Below are 19,913 nucleotides of genomic sequence, written 5' to 3' on the forward strand. Positions count from 1 at the left end.
GTGCTTCTCGGTGCTCGGACCGAGAGGAGTCGGACGCAATGTCGATCACACTCAGACGGGCGCATCGCGATGTGCTGCACGCGGCGGTTGTCGCGGACCTCAGCGGCGTCGGGGACATCTACGCCGCGCTGTCGCAAGGGGATGTGGAGGAGGCACGGAAGCTGCGGCAGCGCTTCGGGCTGGGGATGCGGCTGCTCGATGACCTGGGCTGGGGCGAGGACGATCCGGGTGAGGAGTTCGCGATCACGATGGAACCGGCCGCGCTGGCGACCGCGCTGCGGCACCTGAATGCCGTTGCGGCGGATGGGGTGCGGATCCACGTTGACGGCGACCGCTCCGAGCAGGAGGCGACGAAGGAGTGCGCGGACGCCTGCGAGGCGATCGGCGACGTACTCGCGCGCTTGGCCGAGCGTGAGGATGGCGAGCGTTCGGGCGGCTGGTGATGCCGCGCCGACGGGATAGTTCGCGGGTCGGCGCGTTCGGTCGCGCGGTGCGGGAGGTCCGGGCGCGGCGCGGGATGTCGCAGATGGGGCTCGGTCGGGCGGCGGGGCTTCATCACAACTACGTGGGCGCGATCGAGCGCGGTGAGATCAATCCAACGCTCGGCACCATCGACAAGCTCGCGGTCGGGCTCAACATGCCGCTCTCGGAGCTGGCCGCGATCTACGAGCGCAACATCGCTGAGGACGCGGGAGAGCGGCGGTCGTGACGCACGCGTTGACGCTGCGACTGACCGATCGGCAGGCGGCGGCACTCGGGTTGGTCGCTCGGGTGGAGGCGGTGTCGGTGACGGAGACGATCCGGGCTGCGATCGACGGGCTGACCGCGGCGCCGCTCTCGGATGCGGAATGGAGACGGCGTGCGATCCTCGACACCCTCGCGGCGCTCGCTGATGGGCTGGGCGTCAGCCTCGCCGAGCTGTTGCCGCTGTGCGAGCGCGCGATGGGCGAGTCGTCGTGAGGGGGCGCCGGCATGTGACGACGGTGCGGTTCGACGCCGACCTGTGGGAGCGGCTGTGCTCGGCGGCCGATCGGCTTGGCGTGCATCGCGGGGAGCTGGTGCGTGACGCGACACGGGAGCACGTCGCCCGCTTGGATCAAGCCGATCGGTTGACGCGTCTTGAGCTGCGCGTCGGGGCAGTGGCGCGGGCCGTCCTGCGGCTTTCCGGTGGGCCGTCGGGGCGCTGACGGATGGCTGACGCGCTGCTTACACGCCCTGCCGGCGGAGCATCGCGCCGGTACCGCAGGCGCGATCGGCGGGACGTTTCGTTGGTGGGATGCGTCTCGCCGGCGACACCCATTGGAGAGATCAGAGATCGAAGTGCGTCAGCCGACACTGACGCGGATGAGCGAAGCGCAGGAGCGCGAGGCCGTCGCGCTGCTCGCGCGCGTGCTGGCCGGTGCTGTGGCGCCGGGCGGACGGCGGCGCGGTTTGGCCGGCGGTTCGAGCGGCGGTATGGCCGGCGCTTTCGACGGCGCCGGCCGACAACGCCGGAGCGGCCGGATGGCCCGTCGTCGCAAGGGATCGGTCAGAGCGACAAGTCCCGAAATAGGGAGGAGATCGTGATGTCTTCCCTTCTTCGTGGGCGTGCGGGGCGGGTGACGCAGGCGCAGGTGTGGGAGTTGGCGGCGCATCTGACGGATCGTGATCGGGAGATCGTGGTGACGCTGTTTGAGCAGCGGGTGTTGCGGACCGATCAGGTCGCGGTGTTGTTCTTCTCGTCGGTACGTCGTGCGCAGGATCGGATGCTGTTCCTGTACCGGCACCGTGTGGTCGATCGGTTCTATCCGGCCGCTCCGCGAGGGGCGGGCAAGCCGCAGGCGCACTGGCTGCTGGACGACGCGGGCGCTCATATTGTCGCCGCGTGCCTCGACGTGGACCGCAGAGCGCTTCATTGGGAGCGTCGCAGCGATTGGGGCGCCCATCGGCATCTCGCGCACCGGCTCGGCGTGAACGGGTTCGTGACCCGTCTTGTCGCGGCGACGCTGAAGGCCCCCGGTGCCGGTGTGGCGCGGTGGCACGGTCCGGGCGCGGTCGCCAGAGTGCTTCCGGGCGGGCTCAGCGAGAAGCCGATCCCGGATGCCGGGGTCCAGCTCTCGACCCCGGCAGGGCGAGTGGAGTGTCTGCTCGAATGGGATCGCGGGACCGAGTCGGGATCGGTGCTGCGCGAGAAGCTCTATCGCTACCGGCGTGCGTCGGATGACGCGCGCGGCGGGACCGTCGCCAACGTTCTGTTCGTCGTCCCGTCTGAGCGACGGGTGGAGACGCTGCGTCGAGCGCTCGTGGACGCGGATCGGCCGTCGGAGTGGGATCTCGTGCGGGAGCATTGGGAGTACTGGCCGCTGCTGGTCACGACGACCGGCGAGCTGGACGATGCCGGGCCGCTGGGCCGGATCTGGCGGTCGGTCGATCAGTCGCGGCGGTCGCCTCTGGCGCTGGTCGACCTGACGCCGCCCCCGGACGGCGAGGAGCCAGTGCCGCTCGCCGACTGTCTGGGGCGGCGGTGGCGGAAGGAGAACCCGGAGTTCTGGGCGCGGTTGTCGCCCTTGACTGCACGGAGGTGATGCAGGTGCGCGTCGTTGTGTACACGCGGATCTCGACGGATGAGGAGAATCAGCCGACCTCGCTGCACTCGCAGCGGGAACGGCTGGAAGCGTTCTGTTCGGTGCAGGAGGACTGGCGGATCGTCGCCCATCACGAAGACCGCTCGACCGGCACGAGACTCGACCGGCCGGGCCTGCAGGCCGCGCTGAATCTCGCGCGGCGCGGCGGTGCCGATCTGCTGCTCGTCTATCGCGTCGACCGGCTGTCACGGAAGGTTCGTCAGCTCGCGCAACTCGCCGAGGAGCTGGACGGCCTCGATGTGGTGTTGAAGTCGGCGACGGAGCCGTTCGATACGGGGTCGGCGGCGGGGCGGATGATGTTGCAGATGCTCGGCGTCTTTGCCGAGTTCGAGCACGCGACGATCGTCGATCGCATCACCGCCGGCATCGAACGCCGTGCCAAGCAGGGTTACTGGCCCAACGGCCGGATCCCGTACGGCTACACCCGCACCAGAGACAAGGCGCTCGTGCCTGATGAGCGGGAGGCGCCGATCGTGAGACGGATCTTCGACCTCTACGTTGCCGGTCGGCTCGGGTCCGTGTCGATCGCGCGACAACTCACAGCCGAAGGCGTGCCGTCGCGCGGCAGAGCGTGGCTGCCGGCGAAGGTGCTGACGATCCTCGCCAACGAGGCGTACGTCGGCCGCGTCCACTGGCGCGAGGAGACCTTTGACGGCCGCCATGAACCCCTCATCGACCAAGAGACATTCGCGCGGGCGGGCGCGTTGCTCAAGCAGCGCGGCGAGGACTGCGCCCGCCGCGTCGGGGAGCGCAGCGACTTCCTCCTCACCGGGGTCATCAACTGTGGTCGCTGCCACCGCGCCTACGTCGGCATGTCAGCGAGAGGCAACGGTGGCACCTACCACTACTACGCGTGCTCGGGCCGGCAGAAGCTCGGTCGCAGAGCGTGCGACGGCGACCGGCTGCCGAAGGACAAGCTCGAGGACGCCGTCCTGCGCCAACTCGCAGACACCTACCGCACCGGCACCCTCATCAGACAAGCAATCGAACAGGCCGCCGCGCACGACGACAGCGAGCGCGACGAGATCGACGCGCGCCGCGCCGGCATCGCCGCCGAGATCAAGAGAGCCGAGCGCGCGATCGAGCGGTACTACTCGGCATTCGAGGCCGGCGACCTCGACCCCAGGCGCTTCGACGGCCGCATCGCCGCGCTGCGATCCCAGCTCGACACGCTCACCGACCAACACGACGAGCTGACCTACCATCTCGCCGACGGCGCGAGCCAAGAACCGCCGGACGCCAGACAGCTCCGCGCCGTCGCCGACCACCTCGAAGAGACGCTGAGGGCCGCGAAACCGGAGGAAACCAAGGCGCTGCTGCGCCTGCTGATCGAGGACCTCCAGGTCAACAGCCGGGCGGAAATCCTCCCCAGATACAAAGTCGCCGCGCAAATGGTTTGCGCGGCGACTTTTGAAGTGGAGCTAGTCGGGCTCGAACCGACGACCTTCGCGCTGCCAGCTGCCATCCGGTGCGCGGTCCCGGCGGTTGTGCGAGCGCGGCTGTGTGCATGTGCAGGTAGGCCAGGTTGAGGTATGAGGACTTTGCATCTCGATCCTGATGGGCGTGAAGGTGTGAGCCTCGTGGTGGAGGAGATCGAGCGGCTGCTCGGCGAGGGCAAGCGGATTGCTGTCACCGTCGCCGAGGAGCAGGAGTTGCTCTCGCCGCAGCGGGCAGCTGATCGGCTCGGCTTCTCGCGTCAGCACGTGGTGCGGTTGATCGAGGCGGGGGAGATGGAGGCGCGCAAGTTGCCGGGCTCGAGTTACTGGCGGATCCCGCTCGCAACGGTGCTCGCATTCGAGGAGCGTCGGGAACGGGCCGGTGAGCGAGCGGATGCAATCTCGCGCTCGCTGGATGAGCAGGGCGCGCCGCTTGAGTGAGCCCAGGTCACCGCGGGCGGCACTCGACTCGCAACTGGTCGAGGACGCAGGTCCTTCGGCTGGCAGAGGGGGGATCCTGAACCCGGCACTTCGGAGCTCGTGGTGAGCGAGCGAAGCGATGATGCGAAGCGGTCGACAGCGTGACGCGAGTGATGACACGCGCGGCTGTCGTAGGGTGGAACGAGGCCGGTGGGCTGCGTCAGCCGGTGCGGCGGAGCGCGTCGAGGCCGGCCTGGAGGAAGGCGAGCCCGCGGTCGAGCTCCTGCTCGGCGGTCGCGCTGTCGTGCGTGCTGACGTAGACGTCGCGGACGGCGGTGAGCACGCTGACCATCGCGGTCGCGAACGTGCGCGGACCGATGCCGGTCAGCGACTCGCTGAGCTCGTCGGCGACGACGGAGGCGATCTTCTCCTCGGCCGCCTCCATCAGCTGGCGGTCGCGCATGCGCAGGTCGCGGTCGGCGACCACCGCGCGGTGGCGCAGCAGTTCGAGGTCGTCGTCGGTCGTGCGCGTGGCCTCGTCGGCGAGCCATGCTCTGAGGCCCTCGACGAGGTCGCCGCTGCCGCCCGTCAGGTGCGTCACGAGGCGGTCGACGGACTCGGCGGCGCCGTCGAAGACGATCTCCTCCTTGTGCGGGAAGTAGAGCGAGACGGTGCGCGGAGCGACGTCGGCGCGCTCGGCGATCTGGGGGATCGTCGCCGCCGCGAAGCCGTGTTCGAGCGTCAGCTCCAGCGTGGCTCGGACGATCGCGGCGCGCGTTCTCGCCTTCTTGCGCTCGCGCAGGCCCGGGGCGGTCGTGCTCACGAGCGCGGGCTTTCGCTGTGCTGACGCGGCGGTCGCGGCGCGCGGGTCTCCATGCCCACTGACCCTAACAGACCTGCAAGACGAAGCACTTTCGCGTGAACAAGCAGATACGCAGTCTTGGAAAAAATGCAAGACGCTGTAGTGTTTGGCGAGTTCTCGCCAGCCGCTCGACTCGACGGAGCCTTCATGTCCGCACTCCTCGCACGCATCGCGCGTGCGCTCACCCACCATTGGAAGCGCAGCCTCGTCGCTGCGCTCGTCGTCGTGGCGCTGCTCGGCGTCGCGGCTGGCACCGGCGGCAGAGCGGCGGACGACTTCGGGATCCCGGGCACCGAGACGCAGCAGGCGCTCGACCTCTTCAAGGCGCACAGCCCCGCCTTCGCCGGTGCTGACGCGACCGTCGTCTTCAGCGTCGAGGACGGGACGCTGAGCGACGGCGAGCGCAGAGCCGCGATCGAGGAGGCGATCGGCCAGATCAGAGGCCTCGACCACGTCGAGGCCGTCGCCGATCCCTTCGGCGCCGGCGGCGCGCTCTCCAGAGACGGGCGGATCGCGAACGTCTCGGTCCGCTACGACGTGGAGGCAACCGACGTCGAGAGAGAGGACGGGGAGGCGCTGGAGGAGGCCGCGCGCAGCGCGGAGTCCGGCGGCGTCGACGTCTCGATGCGCGGGATCGTCGTCGACCTCGGGCAGGAGCAGGAGGCGCCGGTCGGCGAGCTGATCGGCGTCGCGATCGCGATCATCCTGCTGACGCTGCTGTTCCGCTCGGCGGCCGCGATGGGCGCGACGCTGCTGGGCGCGCTGCTGGGCGTCGTGATCGGCCAGATCCTGCTGACCGCGCTCGCCAAGCCGCTCGGGCTGCCGGCGTTCGCGTCGACGATCGCGGTGATGCTCGGCCTCGGTGCCGGCATCGACTACGCGCTGCTGATCATCGGCCGCTACCGCGAGCAGGCGGCCGCCGGCGACAGCGTCCGCGACGCCTCCGCGAAGGCTGCGGCGACCGCGGGCGCCTCGGTCGTCGCCGCCGGCCTGATCGTGATGGTCGCGATCGCCGGCCTGCTGGTGATCGGCATCCCGATGATCGGCAAGATGGGCATCGGCGCGGCGATCGGCATCGCGGCCGTCGTCGTCTCGGCGATCACGATCCTGCCGATCATGATCGGCGCCTTCGCCAAGCGGCTGAGACCGAAGAAGCCCGAGCATGTGCAGCCCTCGCCGGCGTTCAGCCGCTGGGGCGAGCTCGTCACGCGCAAGCCGTGGCTGTCGATCGCCGGCGGCGTGGTGCTGCTGCTGGTGTTCGCTTTCCCGGTCACGCAGATGCGGCTCGGTCAGCCCGACGACGGCAACCAGCCGACCACGAGAACGCAGCGGATCGCGTACGACAAGCTCAGCGAGGGCTTCGGCGCCGGCTCCAACGGACCGTTCCTGCTCGCCGTCGACATCCCGAGAGGGGACACGCAGACGAGAGCGCAGCTGACGAGACTGGAGCAGGCGGTCGGCGAGCTGCCCGGCGTCGCGGCGGTGATGCCGGCGATGGTCTCCGAGGACGGCGAGATGGCGACGATCACCGCGATCCCGACGACCGCGCCGCAGGACTCCAAGACGAGCGACCTGCTCGAGCAGATGCGCGACGAGACGATCCCGGCGGCCACCGCCGAGACGCCGCTGAAGGTCTACGTCGGCGGCAACACGGCCGGCTTCGAGGACTTCTCCGCGAAGGTCGCCAGCCGCCTGCCGCTGTTCATCGCGGTGGTGATCGGCCTCTCGGTGCTGCTGCTGATGGCGGCCTTCCGCTCGCTGCTGATCCCGCTCGTCTCGGCCGTCTTCAACCTGCTGTCGGTGCTGGCCGCCTACGGCGTCGTCGTCGCGGTCTTCCAGGAGGGGATCGGCGCGAGCCTGATCGGCGCCGACACCGGCGTCCCGATCGTCTCGTTCATCCCGGTGATGATCTTCGCGATCCTCTTCGGCCTGAGCATGGACTACAACGTCTTCCTGCTCTCGCGGATCCACGAGGCATACAACGAAGGCGACGCGCCGCGCGCGAGCGTCATCCACGGCGTCTCGCGGATCGGCAAGGTGATCCTCTTCGCCGGCCTGATCATGGCCGCCGTCTTCCTCGCCTTCGTCACCCAGCCCGACGTGACCGCGAAGATGATGGGCCTCGGCCTCGGCCTCGCGGTGCTGATCGACGTGCTCGTCGTGCGGCTCGTGATCGCCCCGGCGGTCGTGACGCTGATGGGCGACCGCGCCTGGTGGCTGCCCGGCTGGCTCGACCGCATCATGCCCAACGTCTCGCTCGAAGGCCACCTCGTCGAGAACGTCGACAGACCGGCCGCGGAGCGCGAACCGACCCCCGTCTGATCCCTCGGCCTCCTTCCCCCGCCGAGTCTGGAACCTGCGCTCATGGTCGACGCAGATCGACGCTCGAATCCCCCGCACGTCGTCGTTGATGGGCTCATGAGAGGGCTCCATCCCGGCGCCCGGCACGCTCCAGTCGCTGCGAACACGTGAACAGACCGAGCCCGCGCTAGGGGGCGCGGCGATCAGCTGGGTCCGGTCCTCGCACGTCCGGCTCAGCTGCGCTGCGGCGGTCACGAGCTGCGCGTCGTCGAGGCCGCGGAGCTGACGCCGGGCACCGCCGTCGCGCTGTCCGTGCGGCCGGAGCGGATCAGCTGCGCGCCCGACGGTGGCGGCGCGGGCGGCGAGCTCGGCGGCGACGGCAACCGCCTCCTGCTCGAGCGGCGCGAGAAGCCGGGCCGAACGTGGTTGAAGGTCCGGCTCCCTGACCGGTCCAACACCGCCGGCGGCTGGATCCCGGCCGATGTCGCGCGCCTGCGGCACACGGACATGTGGGTCGACGTGCGCACGCGCGCGGGGACGGTTAGCGTCTACCGCGCGGGCCAGCTGGTGCGCCGCTTCGGAGCGGTCGTCGGCGCGCCGACGACACCCACGCCGCACGGGCTGTTCGCAGTCCTGCTCGCGGCGCCGCAGCGCGACCCGCGCGGCTTCATCGGCCCGTGGCGCTGCACTTGACCGCCCGCTCCGACGTGCTCGACGACTACGGCGGCGGCCCAGGGCGCGTCGCGATCGCGCGCCCTCGTCACGCTCGTCGACGCGGCCGGTGCTCTTAGGGGCCCAAATGGTGGATGGCAAGTTTCCGGAGTGCCTCCCGCGGTCTGCGCCGCCGCTGCTTAGCTTTCGCGTTCCCGATCGAGGTGGATCTCCACGCCGAATGCTGGCGTCGCGCCGCCGCGGCTCACGACCCGACGCGCAGGAGATGAAGCCGTCAGCGCCGGCGGTGCGGACTTGGGCCGACGACGAGGCTGGCATCGCGCAGGCGGTGACCGAAGGCGTTGGTGCCGAGTGATGTCCGGCCGCCTTCCTTGACAGAAATAGAAACCGTTTCTATCTTGCCCAGATCGCTATAGGGCAACGCGTCGAAAGCGCGGATTGGACTGTCATGGCGCCTGCATTCATCGACCACTGGCCGATCACCGAGCGGCCAGAGCTCACATGGCCCGGCGGGCGGTCGCTCGCGGTCTACGTCGGCCTCAACATCGAGACGTTCGAGGAGGGCAGGCCGGCGACGAGCGTGATCCCTCCGACAGCCGGGCTCCCCCTGGATCCGGCCAACCACGCGTGGCGCGACTACGGCAGCCGCGTCGGCGTGTGGCGCACCGTTGAGCTGCTGGACGAGCTCGGCATCAAGGCGTCGGCGCTGATCAACAGCGACGTCTGCCACCGCCGTCCCGAGATCGTTCGTGCCGGCGTCGAGCGGAACTGGTGCTGGGTCGCGCACGGCATCAGCAACTCGAGCTTCTGGAGCGACATCGAGCTCGAGCAGGAGCGCCGCGCGCTCAGCGAGATCTTCGCCACGCTCGCCGAGGCTACGGGCCGAGCACCGAGAGGCTGGCTCGGACCGGCCTTCACCGAGACGCCCGACACGCCGAGGCTGCTCGCCGAGCTGGGCGCCCGCTACCTGCTCGACTGGTGCTGCGACGACCAGCCCTTCCCGCTGGACATCGAACCGGGGCCGATGATCTCGGTGCCCTATTCGCCGGAGGTCAACGACATCCCGATCTTCATCGACAGATGCCTGACCGGTCCCGACTTCGAGCGGATCCTGCTCGACCAGTTCGAGGTCATGCGCGCGCAGAGCGTCAGGCGGCCCGGAGCGGTGATGGCGATCGGGCTGCATCCCTTCGTGATCGGGCAGCCGTTTCGCCACAAGTACCTGGAGCGCGCGTTGCGCCAGATCGTCGCGCACGACGACGTCTGGTTCGCGACGACCGACGAGATCGCCGACTGGTACCTCGGACACGAGGCGCATGCCGCGGCGACCGCCGCGCTGGCTGACCGCAAGGCGGCGCGCGCATGAGCGGCTCCGGCGCGCTGCCGACCCGACTGCAGGAGCGCGGCTTCGGTCTCACGCTGGGCTTCGGCCAGCGACCTGGCCTCCTGGTGATCGACCTCATCAACGGCTTCACGGATCCGTCGCAGCCGTTGGGGGCAGAGCTTGGACCGCAGATCGCAGCGACGAATGAACTGCTCGCCGCCGCTCACGGCGTCGGCGTCCCCGTCTTCTTCACCACCGTCGCCTACGACGCGGCGGATCTCGCCGACGCCGGGCTCTGGCGCATCAAGGCAGGCGGCGCCACCACGCTGCGGTCCGGGACGCCGGCCGTCGAGCTGGACGCGCGGCTGGACCGCGCTCCGAACGACCACCTCGTCGTCAAGAAGTACGCAAGTGCGTTCTTCGGCACGGACCTGCTCTCGCGCCTCGTCTTCGCCCGTGTCGACACGCTCGTGATCGCCGGCTGCACGACCAGCGGCTGCGTCCGCGCGAGCGCCGTCGACGCGCTGCAGAACGGCATCCGCCCGATCGTCGTCGAGGAGGCGATCGGCGACCGCGACCGCGCCGCACACGAGCAGTCGATCTGGGACATGCGGCTCAAGTACGCCGACGTCGTCGGACTTTCCGAGGCGGCCGCGTCCCTGCGCGCCGCCAGCATAGAGACGGAGTGACCATGGACCTCGGCATCTTCCTTCCCAGCGCGACCGGCGGGTTCGCGATGACGACCGCCGTCCCCACGCGCCCCCCGACCTGGGAGCTCAGCCTGGACGTCACCAAGCGCGCCGAGCAGCTCGGCTTCGCGTTCGCTCTCTCGATGGTCAAGCACCGGGGCTTCGGTGGTGAGATGGGGTTCTGGAACGAGGCGCTCGACTCGTTCACGCTGATGGCCGGGCTCGCGCGCGAGACCGAGCGGATCACGCTGATCCCCTCGGTGCCCGTGCTGGCGATCCACCCGGCGCTGACGGCGCGCCAGGCGGTGACGGTCGACCAGCTCGCGGAGGGCCGCTTTGCGCTCAACATCGTCACGGGCTGGTACCGCTCCGAGTACGCGCAGTGGTCGATGTGGCCCGGCGACCAGCACTACTCGCGGCGCTACGACTACGCCACGGAGTACGTCACGATCCTGCAGGAGCTGTGGGAGACCGGCCGCTCGAGCTTCAAGGGCGAGTACTTCACGCTCGACGACGCGCAGTGTCTCCCGCTGCCGCCGCGCCGGATCCCGATCGTGTGCGCGGGGCGCTCCGAGCGCGGCATGCGCTTCACCGCCGAGCTGGGCGACTACAACTTCGTCGTCGGCTCGCCGGAGCAGTTGCCCGAGATGAAGCAGAGGCTCGACGCCGAAGCGGCCGCCAGCGGCCGGGACGTCAGGACGCTCGCCCTCTTCATGATCGTCGCGGCCGAGACCGAGGAGGCCGCGCGGCGCCGCTACCGCGAGCTGCTCGCGCGCGCCGACACCGCAGCGATCGCCACGATGCGCCGCGACATGAGCATGGACGCCGCCGGCGGGGCGGCCGCCAGTGCGCTCGAGGTGGAGAAGTCGCTGTTCATGGGGCAGACCCCGTTGATCGGTTCCTACGAGCGGATCGCCGAGCAGCTCTGCGCGCTGCGCGACGAGAACCTGATGGCCGGGTGCATGCTCGCGTTCCCGGACTACGTCGACGATTTGCAGGCGTTCGGCGAGCGCGTGGTGCCACTGCTGGGTGAGCCGGCGCCCGGCGCGACGGCGCCGAGCGCGTGAGGTCGGAGCCGGCGGTCCGCTCAGTCGCCGGTCGTCACGGCGCGCGCCTTGCTGCGCAGCTCGGTCGAGACGTCGGCGGCCGCCGTGCGGACGATCACGCCGACCTCGAGCAGGCGCTTGCGGGGCAGCCGCACGGCGGGACCCGTGACGACGAGCCCGGCGACCGGCCGGTCCTCGTGGTCGAGGATCGCCGCGGCGGCCGCGTTGATGCCGTCGAGATAGGTGCCCTCGTCATAGGAGAACCCGCGCTCGCGGATGCCGTCGAGCTCTCTGAGCAGACGTCTGCCACGAAAGTCCACTCCGGCGCTGCACTTCCCCAGCTCGGTCGCCGCGAGGCGCTCGGCTTCGTGCGGCAGATGCGCGAGGATCGCGCGACCGCCGGCCGCGCAGTGGGCCTGCGCGCGGCCGCCCACACGCAGTGTGATCATCACCGGGTGGGTGCCCGGGATCGTGTCCATGAAGACGATCTCGCCGCGCTCGTAGTAGCACATGCCGGCGGTCTCGCCGACCGCGTCGACGAGCTCGCGCATGCGCGGCACCGCGATCGCGCGCATGTCGTACTGAGCGAGCACGTGCCCGGCGAGCTCCAGCAGCCGCGGACCCAGTTGGTAGCGGTTGGTCGCCTCGTCGCGTCGCAGGAAGCTGGCCTCCTCGAGCGTGAGCAGCAGGCGATGCGTGGTGCTGGGGTAGGCGCCGAGCGCCTCGGCGATCTCGCTGAGCGACAGCGTCGGTGTCTGCGGCCCGAACATCCCGAGCACGTTCAGCGCTCGCTCGAGCGATTGGATCTTCGGAGCGACTGTCATGCGGCGGACTATAAACGCGCGAAGTAGAACTCGTTTCTATTAGATCTCTACGAGACCGAGGTGACATGCCCGACATTCCTCTGACCATCGCCATCGCCGACTCCGATCACGTCCGGGATCTCTGTTCCGGAAAAGTGAAGGTGGAGGGCGTCGCGCTGACCTCGCTCGACCTTTCGCCGGAGGAGGTCTTCTTCCGCTTCGTCGCGTTTCGCGAGTGGGACGTCTCTGAGCTGTCGTTCGCCAAGTACGCCTCGATGCGCGCCGCCGGCGACAGTTCGCTCGTCGCGCTGCCTGTCTTCACCTCGCGCGTGTTCCGGCACTCGGCGATCTACGTGCGCGCCGGGTCCGGCGTCCGAAGCGATGCGTTGGCGGGCGCGCGCATCGGCGTCGCCGAATGGGCGCAGACCGCGGGTGTGTACGCGCGGGCGCTGCTGATGCATGAATTCGGCCTCGACCTCGCGCAGGCGCGATGGTTCCAGGGCGGCGTCAACCAGCCGGGCCGCCACGAGCAGGCCAGGCTGGCGCTGCCCGACGGGGTGCGGATCACGCCGGTCGCCGACCGCAGCCTCACGCAGATGCTCTGCGAGGGCGACCTCGACGTCGTCATCTCGGCCCGGCCGCCCGACGGATTCGGGGCGGGTGCGCCCGTTGACCGGCTGTTCCCTGACCATCGCGTGCGCGAGCTGGAGTACGGCGCCCGCACCGGGATCGTCCCGATCATGCATCTCGTCGTGGTGCGGGGCGAGACCGTCGAGCGGCATCCTTGGGTGCCGATGAACCTGCTGGGCGCGTTCGAGCGCTCCAAGCGCAACGCGCTGGAGCGGATCGGTGAGCCGGGGCTCTCGCGCACGCCGCTGCTGTGGCCCGGCGACGCGCTCCAGGAGGCGCGTGAGCTGTTCGGCGGACCCGACGCGTGGCCCTACGGCTTGGAGGCCAACCGGCCGACGATCGACGCGTTCCTGGGCTTCTGCCACGAGCAGGGCGTCGCTGCCAGGCGGCTGGCGCCGGAGGACCTCTTCCCGGAGACGGTGCTCTCGACCTACAAGGTGTGACGGTGACCGCGCGGCTCGCCGCGTCGTGAATTCAGACATTGGGACAAACACAATTCGACGCCGGGAGCACGCCTCGTCCGAGGTGGCGCGTCCGCGCCTGCGGATGTTGCGCAGACCAGACTTATGTTGCGAGATTGCCTTGACAGCGCGGATGCGGAGGCTAAGATCGAACACGAATAGAAACGAGTTCTATTCGTGGAGATCTGTCTCTCGACGCCGAGGTATGTCCGTGACTCTCTTGCTTGGCAAGCCGCGCCTCCACGGCGTGGTCGCCGCCATTGCGGCCGCTGCGCTCCTTGCCGGATGCGGCAGCTCAGACGACGGCGCCGACTCGACGGCGGCGTCCACGACGTCAGCGGGCACCACCACCACCGCGGCAGCGTCGAGCGACGTGCCATACGACGGTCCTGAGGCGAGGCTGGCCAACGCCTACGCCGAGCCCAGAGTCGAGGAGGGCCTCACGTTCAGACTCGGCTGGCTGGAGCCGGCCGCATCGAACCAGTTCGTGCACACCGTCGTCGAGTCCGGCGTCGCTGAGGCGGAGCGCCTCGGCGCCGACGTGACCGTGCTCGACGCCGGGCTCAACGTCGACAGACAGGTCACGCAGTGCAACCAGCTCGTCGCCCAGAGAGTCGACGCGATGGTGGTCTACGCGGTCGACCCGGCGGCGCTCACGCCATGCCTGAGAGCGGCGACCGCCGCCGGCATCCCGATCGTCGGCCAGGACACGCCGCCCGTCGCTGGCGAGCCGCTGATGCCGGGCTACCTCTCCGCGGTGCTCCAGGGCGTCGACAGAGGCCGGTACCTGCAGATGCAGGACGTTGCCGCCCAGACGCCGAGCGTCGAGTTCGCCACGCTCGGCACGGCGCTGCCGGTCCCGCTGCTGCGCTACTCGGTCGACCAGGCCAGGGAGTGGGGCGAGCGCTTCGGGCTGAGATTCGCCGGCAACGTCGACGCGCAGGACGCCAACCCGGAAACGGCTGCGACCGCGACCAACACGATCCTCAGCCGGCACCCGGACGTGAGAGCGATCATCGCGTTCAACGACCCCGCCGCGCAGACCGCGGCGACGACCGTGCGTGCCGCCGGCAGAACCGACGTCAGGGTCTACGGCTTCAGCGGCGAGAGCGCGGCGGTCGAGATGGTCGAGGCCGGGCAGCTCGCCGGAACCGTCCTGCTCAACGCGCCCGAGGTCGGCATCCAGATGGCCCGCGGCGCCTACAACGCGCTGACCAGACAGAACCTGCCGCTGCCCGAGCAGATCGTCCCGGAGCCGACGTTGGTCACCGGCGACAACGCCGGCTCGGTCGAGGCGCTCGGCGGCTGAGCGCCGGCCCCGCACGCGAAGGGACGTTCAGATGGCTGTCCATGCCCAGCGGCCGAGCTCGAGCCCGCCACTGCTCGAGCTCCGCGACGCGAAGAAGCGGTTCGGTGGCGTCAGAGCGCTGCGGGGCGCGAACCTGACGATCAGCGCACCCGGCGTCGTCCACGGCCTGATCGGGGAGAACGGGTCGGGCAAGTCGACGCTGCTGGGCATCCTCTCCGGGCAGTTGAGCCTGAACGAGGGACAGCTGCTGATCGACGGCGAGCCGGTCAGCTTCCGCACGCCGGCCGGCGCGCTCGAGCGCGGGATCGCGATGGTCTCGCAGGAGACCGCGTTGGCGATGCACCTGACGGTCGCCGAGAACATCTTCCTGGGGCATCGCGCCGTCAAGCGCGCCTCCGGGATCGACTGGGCTGCGACCGAGTCGCGGGCTGCCGGCGTGCTGGAGCGCCTCGCGCTCGAGATCGAACCCGGACGCCTCGCCGGCGAGCTCGCGCCGGACCAGCAGCAGATGGTCGAGATCGCGCGGGCGCTGTCGATGGACGCCCGCATCCTGATCCTCGACGAGCCGACCAGCTCGCTGACCGACGACGAGGTCGGGTCGCTCTTCAGAGCGGTGAGAGGCGTGCGCGCCGCCGGCGTGTCGGTCGTCTTCGTCTCGCACCGCCTGGGCGAGATGTTCGCGATCGTCGACGAGCTGACGGTGCTGCGCGACGGACTCACGGCCGCGACGGGCCCGATCAGCGACTTCGACGTCGACGGTGTGATCGACGCGATGGTCGGCAGCTCCGGGGCCCGCCGCGACCTGGTCGCGCGCGACGGCGCCGACCGCGAGCGCGCCCCGGCACTGGAGGTGCGCGGACTGCGCGTCGCCGGCGCCGCGGCGACGGTCGACCTCGACGTCGCCGACGGCGAGATCGTCGGCATCGCCGGGCTCGTCGGCGCCGGTCGCAGCGAGCTGCTGGAGGCGATCTTCGGCGTGCGCGCGATCGAGGCCGGCGACGTCCGCATCCGCGGCGCGTCGCGCGGCGCGCCGACGCCGCGCGAGGCGATCGCCGCCGGCGTCGGCTACCTGCCGCCGGACCGCAAGGTTCAGGGGCTCGTGCTGCGCCGCAGCGTGCGCGAGAACATCACGATGGCGATGACCTCCAGTGCGGGGCGCTTGCGTTCGCCGCGTGACCCCGCCTGCGACGTGGCCGTCGCGACCGTGATGGAGCGGATGCAGATCCGCGCCTCATCCCCGGACGTGGCCGTCGCGACGCTGAGCGGCGGCAACCAGCAGAAGGTCGCGCTCGGCAAGTGGATCGCCGCCGGCTCGCGTGTGCTGCTGCTCGACGAGCCGACGCGCGGCGTCGACGTCAACTCCAAAGCCGACATTCACGAGCTGCTGCGCGCGGCCGCCGACGACGGCGTCGCGCTGCTGGTGAGCTCATCGGACAACCCGGAGCTGCTCGAGCTCTGCGATCGAATCCTTGTGATGTTCCGCGGAAGCGTCGTCGCTTCCGTCGCGGCCGCCGACGCCTCGGAGGCCGTGCTTGGACGCTATGCCGGAGGCCACCTGTGAGCACCAACGTCGTGACCGAAGACGGCGAGCGCGGGGCCGAGCGGCGCGCCGCCGCCTCGCCGCTCGCGTCCGCCTGGGCGCGGACCCGCAACTTCCGCCCGGTCCTGTTCCTCGTGATCGCGCTCTTCGCGTTCTTCTCGATGACGCAGGGCAGCTTCCTCAACGAGGCGAACGTGAAGAACCTGCTGACCGGCATCGCGATCCTCTGGGTCGTCAGCATGGGCATGACGTTCGTGACGATCGTCGGCGGCTTCGACCTGTCGGTCGGCGCGGTCGCCGCGCTGTCGGGCATCTTCGTCGCGAGACTGCTGGGCGCCGGCGTGCCCGACGGGGTCGCCGTGGTGCTCGCGATCGTGCTCGGCGCGCTGATCGGTGGCCTCTTCAACGGCTACATGATCGGCCGCCTCGGCCTCTCCTTCTTCGTCGTCACGCTCGCGACGATGACGGCGCTGACTGGCGTCGTGAACCTCTGGTCCGGAACGCACTCGGAGGTCGTGATCTCCCCGCTGATCAGCCGCATCGGCGTCGAGGAGACGCTCGGGCTGCCGACGGCGATCTGGATCATGATCGTGATCTTCCTCGTCGCGCTCTTCGTGCAGCACCGGACGTACTTCGGACGCGACGTGTACGCCGTCGGCGGCAGCCTCACGGCCGCTCGCCTGTCCGGCATCCCGGCCGTCCGCACGATCGTGATCGTCTATGCCACGGTCGGAGCGTGCGCGGCGCTGGGCGGGGTGATCGCGGTCGGTCGCGTCGGCGCCGCCTCGGCCCAGGTGAACGTCGACCTGCCCCTGCAGGCGGCGGCCGCGGTTCTGCTCGGCGGCACCGCGTTGGCCGGCGGGCTGGGCGGCGTCGGCGGGACCGCGCTGGGGGTCCTCTTCATCGGGATCCTGCAGAACGGCCTCAGCATCGCCGGCGTGCAGAGCTTCTGGCAGCAGGTCGTCACCGGCCTGATCCTGATGGGCGCCGTGCTCGGCGACCGCATCTCGGCGCGCGGTGGCGTGAGGCGCCAGCTGCGAACCCGTCGCGCGCAGACCGTTTCCCACCCCTGATACTCAGGAGACCACCCGATGTCAACCACCGCGCCGTCGGAGACGACGGCACGCTACTCCGAGGCCTGGCGCACCGTCCGCTGGCCCGGTGAGGCGAAGGTCGCCGTCCAGGTGATCCTCGCCTTCGAGTCGTTCGAGCGCCAGTCGCAGTTCGCGACCGCGCCGTCGCCCAACGCCGTCAACGGCTTCTCCCAGTCCTACGGCGAGTACGGCGCCCACGCCGGCGCGTGGCGCCTCCTGCGTCTGTTCGCCGAGGAGGACATCTCGGTCAGCGTGCCGACCAACGGCCTCGCCGCCGCACGTCATCCGCACGTCGTCAGAGCGATCGCCGACGCCGGCCACGAACTCGTCGGACACGGCTGGGCCAACGACGTCTTCCTCCCGGGCGGCGACGACGAGCGGCGGATGATCGCCGAGACGCTCGACGCGATCGAACGCGCCGGCGGCCAGCGTCCGGTCGGCTGGACCAGTCCCGGCAAGATGGGCTCGCCCGACTCCGACGAGCTGCTGCTCGACGCCGGCATCCTCTACACGGGCGATGACGCGAGCGACGACCTGCCGTTCGTCAAGGAGGTCGGCGAGCGCTCGATGGTCGTCGTCCCCAGCGTCGATCTCAACGCCAACGACCTGCTGCAGTGGATCCTGCCCGGCCACGGGCCCGCAGTCTTGGCCGACAGCTTCAAGCGCACGTTCGACGCGGTCTACCACGAAGCGGTCGAGGGACGGCCCAACACGCTCGGGCTCGTGCTCCACGCGCACGGCGCGGGGCGCCCGACGATGGTCCCGACCGTCCGCGAGCTGATCCGCTACGCGAAGGGCCACGCCGACGTCTGGTTCGCGCGCGGCGACGAGATCGCGCGCTGGACGGTCGAGCAGGGGTATCGGCGATGAGCGCGCAGGCGACGGTCGACGTGCCGACCTACCCCGGCTTCGGCCCGGCGCAGTGGATTGACGTCGACGGGATCAGAACGTGGTACGCCGACCGGGGGAGCGGGCCGACGATCGTGCTCGTCTACGGCGGCAACGCCGGTCCGCCGACCTCCGGCGGCGGCGTCTGCGCGATGGTCTGGAGCGAGACCTTCCAGCGCCTGTCGAGATTCGCGCGCGTGATCGTCTACGACCGCCCCGGCAACGGGTACAGCTCGGCACCGGAGCGCGACGAGGACTTCACGATGGCGTTCAACGTCGCGCACCTGATCGGCTTCCTGGAGGCGCTCGAGCTCGAGCCCGTCCATCTGATCGGGCACTCGCGCGGCGGCTTCCTCACGACCCGCGCGACGCTGCTGCGCCAGGACCTCGTGCGGTCGCTGACGATCGTGACGTCCGGGACGCTCGGTCCCGGCGTCCCGATGAACGCCGTCGCGCTGTCGGGCAACCCTCACTCGCCGTACGGCATGGAGGGCATGCTCTGGGTGCACGAGCGCTACAGCTACGGGACAGAGCACGTCACGGAGGAGTGGATGGCGCCGTTCGTCGACCACATGGCCGACGAGCCCTACCGGAGGATGCTGGAGCGCATCACCAGGCAGCGGCTGCTCGAACGCTTCTTTCGACCGGGCTTGGCGGCCGACAAGCGCGAGACGCTGCGCTGGCTGGAGGAGGGCCGGCTGCAGCGGCCGACGCAGATCGTCTGGGGGCGGACGGACCGGACGGTTCCGGTCAAGCTCGGCTTCGACCTGTTCGACATCGTGGCGGGCAAGGGGACGCCCGTCACGCTGAGCGTCGTCGACAAGAGCGGGCACTTCCCCTACCGGGAGCACCCACAGTGGTTCGACGACACGGTGCGCGACTTCGTCGCGGAGGTGGAGAAGGATGCCTGACGAGATCCGGGAGCTGCGGCTCCGCGTCGGCGACCGCGACGTGCGCGCGCTGGAGACCGGGACGGGGTCGCGCCTCGTGCTCGTCCTGCACGGCGGAACGCCCGGCTTGTCGTCGTTCGCCGCCTCGGCGGACACGCTGCGCGGGCTGTTGGAGCGGCTCGACCTCGACGGGCACCGCGTCGTCGCGCCGGATCTGCCCGGCGCCGGCGGGACGCCCGCGAGGTCGGTCGAGGACCTGACCGTCGGCGGGACGATCGCCTTCGCGCGTGAGCTGATCGCGGCGCTCGCGCCGAACGAACTGCACCTGGTCGGGCATGGCGACGCGTCGCTGGCGACGCTCGCGCTCGCTCGCGACGAGCATCTCGGCGTCGCGGTCGCGTCGTGCGCGCTGCTGGCGCCGGTCGCCGCAGCGCCGACCAGCGACGGCCTCGACAACATCGCGCTGCTGCATCCGCCGGCACCGCGCTGGAGCCGTCGCTCGCAGCGCTGGGCGCTGGACCGGCTGTGCTTCTCGGCCGAGCGCGGCGAGCGCGAGCTGCTCGACGCCTGCGTGGAGCACGCGCGCGGCGCCGCGCACCGTGGCGCGGTCGCGCGGCTGGAGCTGGACGGTGCGAGGTCTGAGATCACCGCGTCGGCGTACGGGGCGATGGACGCCTTCTACGCCTACTGCCGCGAGGTCGGGTACGCGGTCCCGTTGACGCTCGTATGGGGCGCTGAGGACCCGACGGCCGAGATCCAGCACGCCGCCGTGCTCAACGACATCGTCGGCGAGGGGCCGGCGCCGGTCGGCTTCCACCTGATCGACCGCTGCGGGCACTTCCCGCACGTCGACCAGCCCGACCGGGTGGCGCGCACCGTCGGGTCCGCGATCCGCCGCGCCGTGAGGGTGGAGGTGGCCTGATG

The 19,913-nt window shown here is 70.4% G+C and carries 20 protein-coding genes; 18 read left to right on the forward strand and 2 right to left on the reverse strand.

Annotation, left to right across the window (positions count from 1 at the left end; translation table 11 throughout):
• Nucleotides 1–38 precede the first annotated feature (38 nt).
• From R7226_RS03625 to R7226_RS03650, 6 genes are all read left to right on the forward strand, one after another.
• Nucleotides 39–443: a hypothetical protein gene (locus R7226_RS03625; RefSeq protein ID WP_318595672.1), complete on the forward strand. Its 405-nt coding sequence runs from the start codon at nucleotides 39–41 to the stop codon at nucleotides 441–443.
• Complete coding sequence (locus R7226_RS03630; RefSeq protein ID WP_318595673.1) at nucleotides 443–709, forward strand: helix-turn-helix domain-containing protein; 267 nt, start codon at nucleotides 443–445, stop codon at nucleotides 707–709. Before R7226_RS03625 ends, R7226_RS03630 begins: the two co-directional genes overlap by 1 nt.
• Before the next feature lie 77 nt (nucleotides 710–786).
• On the forward strand, nucleotides 787–960 hold the full coding sequence (locus R7226_RS03635; protein WP_318595674.1) for a hypothetical protein: 174 nt from the start codon (nucleotides 787–789) through the stop codon (nucleotides 958–960).
• Nucleotides 961–1,565: 605 nt separating this feature from the next.
• A complete protein-coding gene (locus R7226_RS03640; protein ID WP_318595675.1) occupies nucleotides 1,566–2,564 on the forward strand; it encodes a replication-relaxation family protein in 999 nt (332 codons plus the stop codon).
• Nucleotides 2,564–4,153: a recombinase family protein gene (locus tag R7226_RS03645; protein WP_318595676.1), complete on the forward strand. Its 1,590-nt coding sequence runs from the start codon at nucleotides 2,564–2,566 to the stop codon at nucleotides 4,151–4,153. The genes R7226_RS03640 and R7226_RS03645 overlap by 1 nt, the downstream gene beginning before the upstream one ends.
• A gap of 54 nt (nucleotides 4,154–4,207) precedes the next feature.
• Nucleotides 4,208–4,501 (forward strand): helix-turn-helix domain-containing protein, encoded by a 294-nt coding sequence (locus tag R7226_RS03650; RefSeq protein WP_318595677.1) that lies wholly within the window; start codon nucleotides 4,208–4,210, stop codon nucleotides 4,499–4,501.
• A gap of 199 nt (nucleotides 4,502–4,700) precedes the next feature.
• Here R7226_RS03650 and R7226_RS03655 read toward each other — a convergent pair whose 3' ends face one another.
• Nucleotides 4,701–5,303, reverse strand: a complete 603-nt coding sequence (locus R7226_RS03655) for a TetR/AcrR family transcriptional regulator (protein ID WP_318595678.1) — start codon at nucleotides 5,301–5,303, stop codon at nucleotides 4,701–4,703.
• A gap of 186 nt (nucleotides 5,304–5,489) precedes the next feature.
• Between R7226_RS03655 and R7226_RS03660 the strand changes: the two genes are divergently transcribed.
• The 5 genes from R7226_RS03660 to R7226_RS03680 all read left to right on the forward strand — a co-directional run bounded on the left by R7226_RS03660 (nucleotide 5,490) and on the right by R7226_RS03680 (nucleotide 11,395).
• Complete coding sequence (locus R7226_RS03660; protein WP_318595679.1) at nucleotides 5,490–7,664, forward strand: MMPL family transporter; 2,175 nt, start codon at nucleotides 5,490–5,492, stop codon at nucleotides 7,662–7,664.
• A gap of 291 nt (nucleotides 7,665–7,955) precedes the next feature.
• Nucleotides 7,956–8,336: a L,D-transpeptidase gene (locus tag R7226_RS03665; protein WP_318595680.1), complete on the forward strand. Its 381-nt coding sequence runs from the start codon at nucleotides 7,956–7,958 to the stop codon at nucleotides 8,334–8,336.
• Nucleotides 8,337–8,763: 427 nt separating this feature from the next.
• On the forward strand, nucleotides 8,764–9,681 hold the full coding sequence (locus R7226_RS03670) for a polysaccharide deacetylase family protein (RefSeq protein ID WP_318595681.1): 918 nt from the start codon (nucleotides 8,764–8,766) through the stop codon (nucleotides 9,679–9,681).
• Entirely contained in the window at nucleotides 9,678–10,328 is a 651-nt protein-coding gene (locus R7226_RS03675) for an isochorismatase family protein (protein WP_318595682.1), read from the forward strand. Before R7226_RS03670 ends, R7226_RS03675 begins: the two co-directional genes overlap by 4 nt.
• 2 nt (nucleotides 10,329–10,330) lie before the next feature.
• Nucleotides 10,331–11,395 carry an LLM class flavin-dependent oxidoreductase gene (locus R7226_RS03680; protein ID WP_318595683.1) on the forward strand — a complete coding sequence of 355 codons (1,065 nt, stop codon included), beginning with the start codon at nucleotides 10,331–10,333 and terminating at the stop codon, nucleotides 11,393–11,395.
• A 20-nt stretch (nucleotides 11,396–11,415) separates the two neighbouring features.
• Here R7226_RS03680 and R7226_RS03685 read toward each other — a convergent pair whose 3' ends face one another.
• Nucleotides 11,416–12,198, reverse strand: a complete 783-nt coding sequence (locus R7226_RS03685; protein ID WP_318595684.1) for an IclR family transcriptional regulator — start codon at nucleotides 12,196–12,198, stop codon at nucleotides 11,416–11,418.
• 134 nt (nucleotides 12,199–12,332) lie between these two features.
• On the opposite strand from R7226_RS03685, the gene R7226_RS03690 reads away from it, so the two are divergent.
• From R7226_RS03690 to R7226_RS03720, 7 genes are all read left to right on the forward strand, one after another.
• Nucleotides 12,333–13,250, forward strand: coding sequence for a substrate-binding domain-containing protein (locus R7226_RS03690; protein ID WP_318595685.1), 918 nt, complete (start codon nucleotides 12,333–12,335; stop codon nucleotides 13,248–13,250).
• Between the two features lie 229 nt (nucleotides 13,251–13,479).
• Complete coding sequence (locus R7226_RS03695) at nucleotides 13,480–14,577, forward strand: sugar ABC transporter substrate-binding protein (RefSeq protein WP_318595686.1); 1,098 nt, start codon at nucleotides 13,480–13,482, stop codon at nucleotides 14,575–14,577.
• A 31-nt stretch (nucleotides 14,578–14,608) separates the two neighbouring features.
• Nucleotides 14,609–16,138 (forward strand): sugar ABC transporter ATP-binding protein, encoded by a 1,530-nt coding sequence (locus R7226_RS03700; RefSeq protein WP_318595687.1) that lies wholly within the window; start codon nucleotides 14,609–14,611, stop codon nucleotides 16,136–16,138.
• Nucleotides 16,135–17,190 (forward strand): ABC transporter permease, encoded by a 1,056-nt coding sequence (locus R7226_RS03705; protein ID WP_318595688.1) that lies wholly within the window; start codon nucleotides 16,135–16,137, stop codon nucleotides 17,188–17,190. The genes R7226_RS03700 and R7226_RS03705 overlap by 4 nt, the downstream gene beginning before the upstream one ends.
• 18 nt (nucleotides 17,191–17,208) lie before the next feature.
• The gene (locus R7226_RS03710; RefSeq protein ID WP_318595689.1) at nucleotides 17,209–18,081 is read left to right on the forward strand and encodes a polysaccharide deacetylase family protein; all 873 of its coding nucleotides are present in this window, start codon (nucleotides 17,209–17,211) and stop codon (nucleotides 18,079–18,081) included.
• Nucleotides 18,078–19,010, forward strand: coding sequence for an alpha/beta fold hydrolase (locus R7226_RS03715; protein WP_318595690.1), 933 nt, complete (start codon nucleotides 18,078–18,080; stop codon nucleotides 19,008–19,010). Before R7226_RS03710 ends, R7226_RS03715 begins: the two co-directional genes overlap by 4 nt.
• Nucleotides 19,003–19,911, forward strand: coding sequence for an alpha/beta hydrolase (locus R7226_RS03720; RefSeq protein ID WP_318595691.1), 909 nt, complete (start codon nucleotides 19,003–19,005; stop codon nucleotides 19,909–19,911). The genes R7226_RS03715 and R7226_RS03720 overlap by 8 nt, the downstream gene beginning before the upstream one ends.
• Nucleotides 19,912–19,913: the final 2 nt, after the last annotated feature.

Origin of the sequence: Conexibacter stalactiti (assembly GCF_033542075.1) — a bacterium.
GTDB lineage: Bacteria > Actinomycetota > Thermoleophilia > Solirubrobacterales > Solirubrobacteraceae > Conexibacter > Conexibacter stalactiti.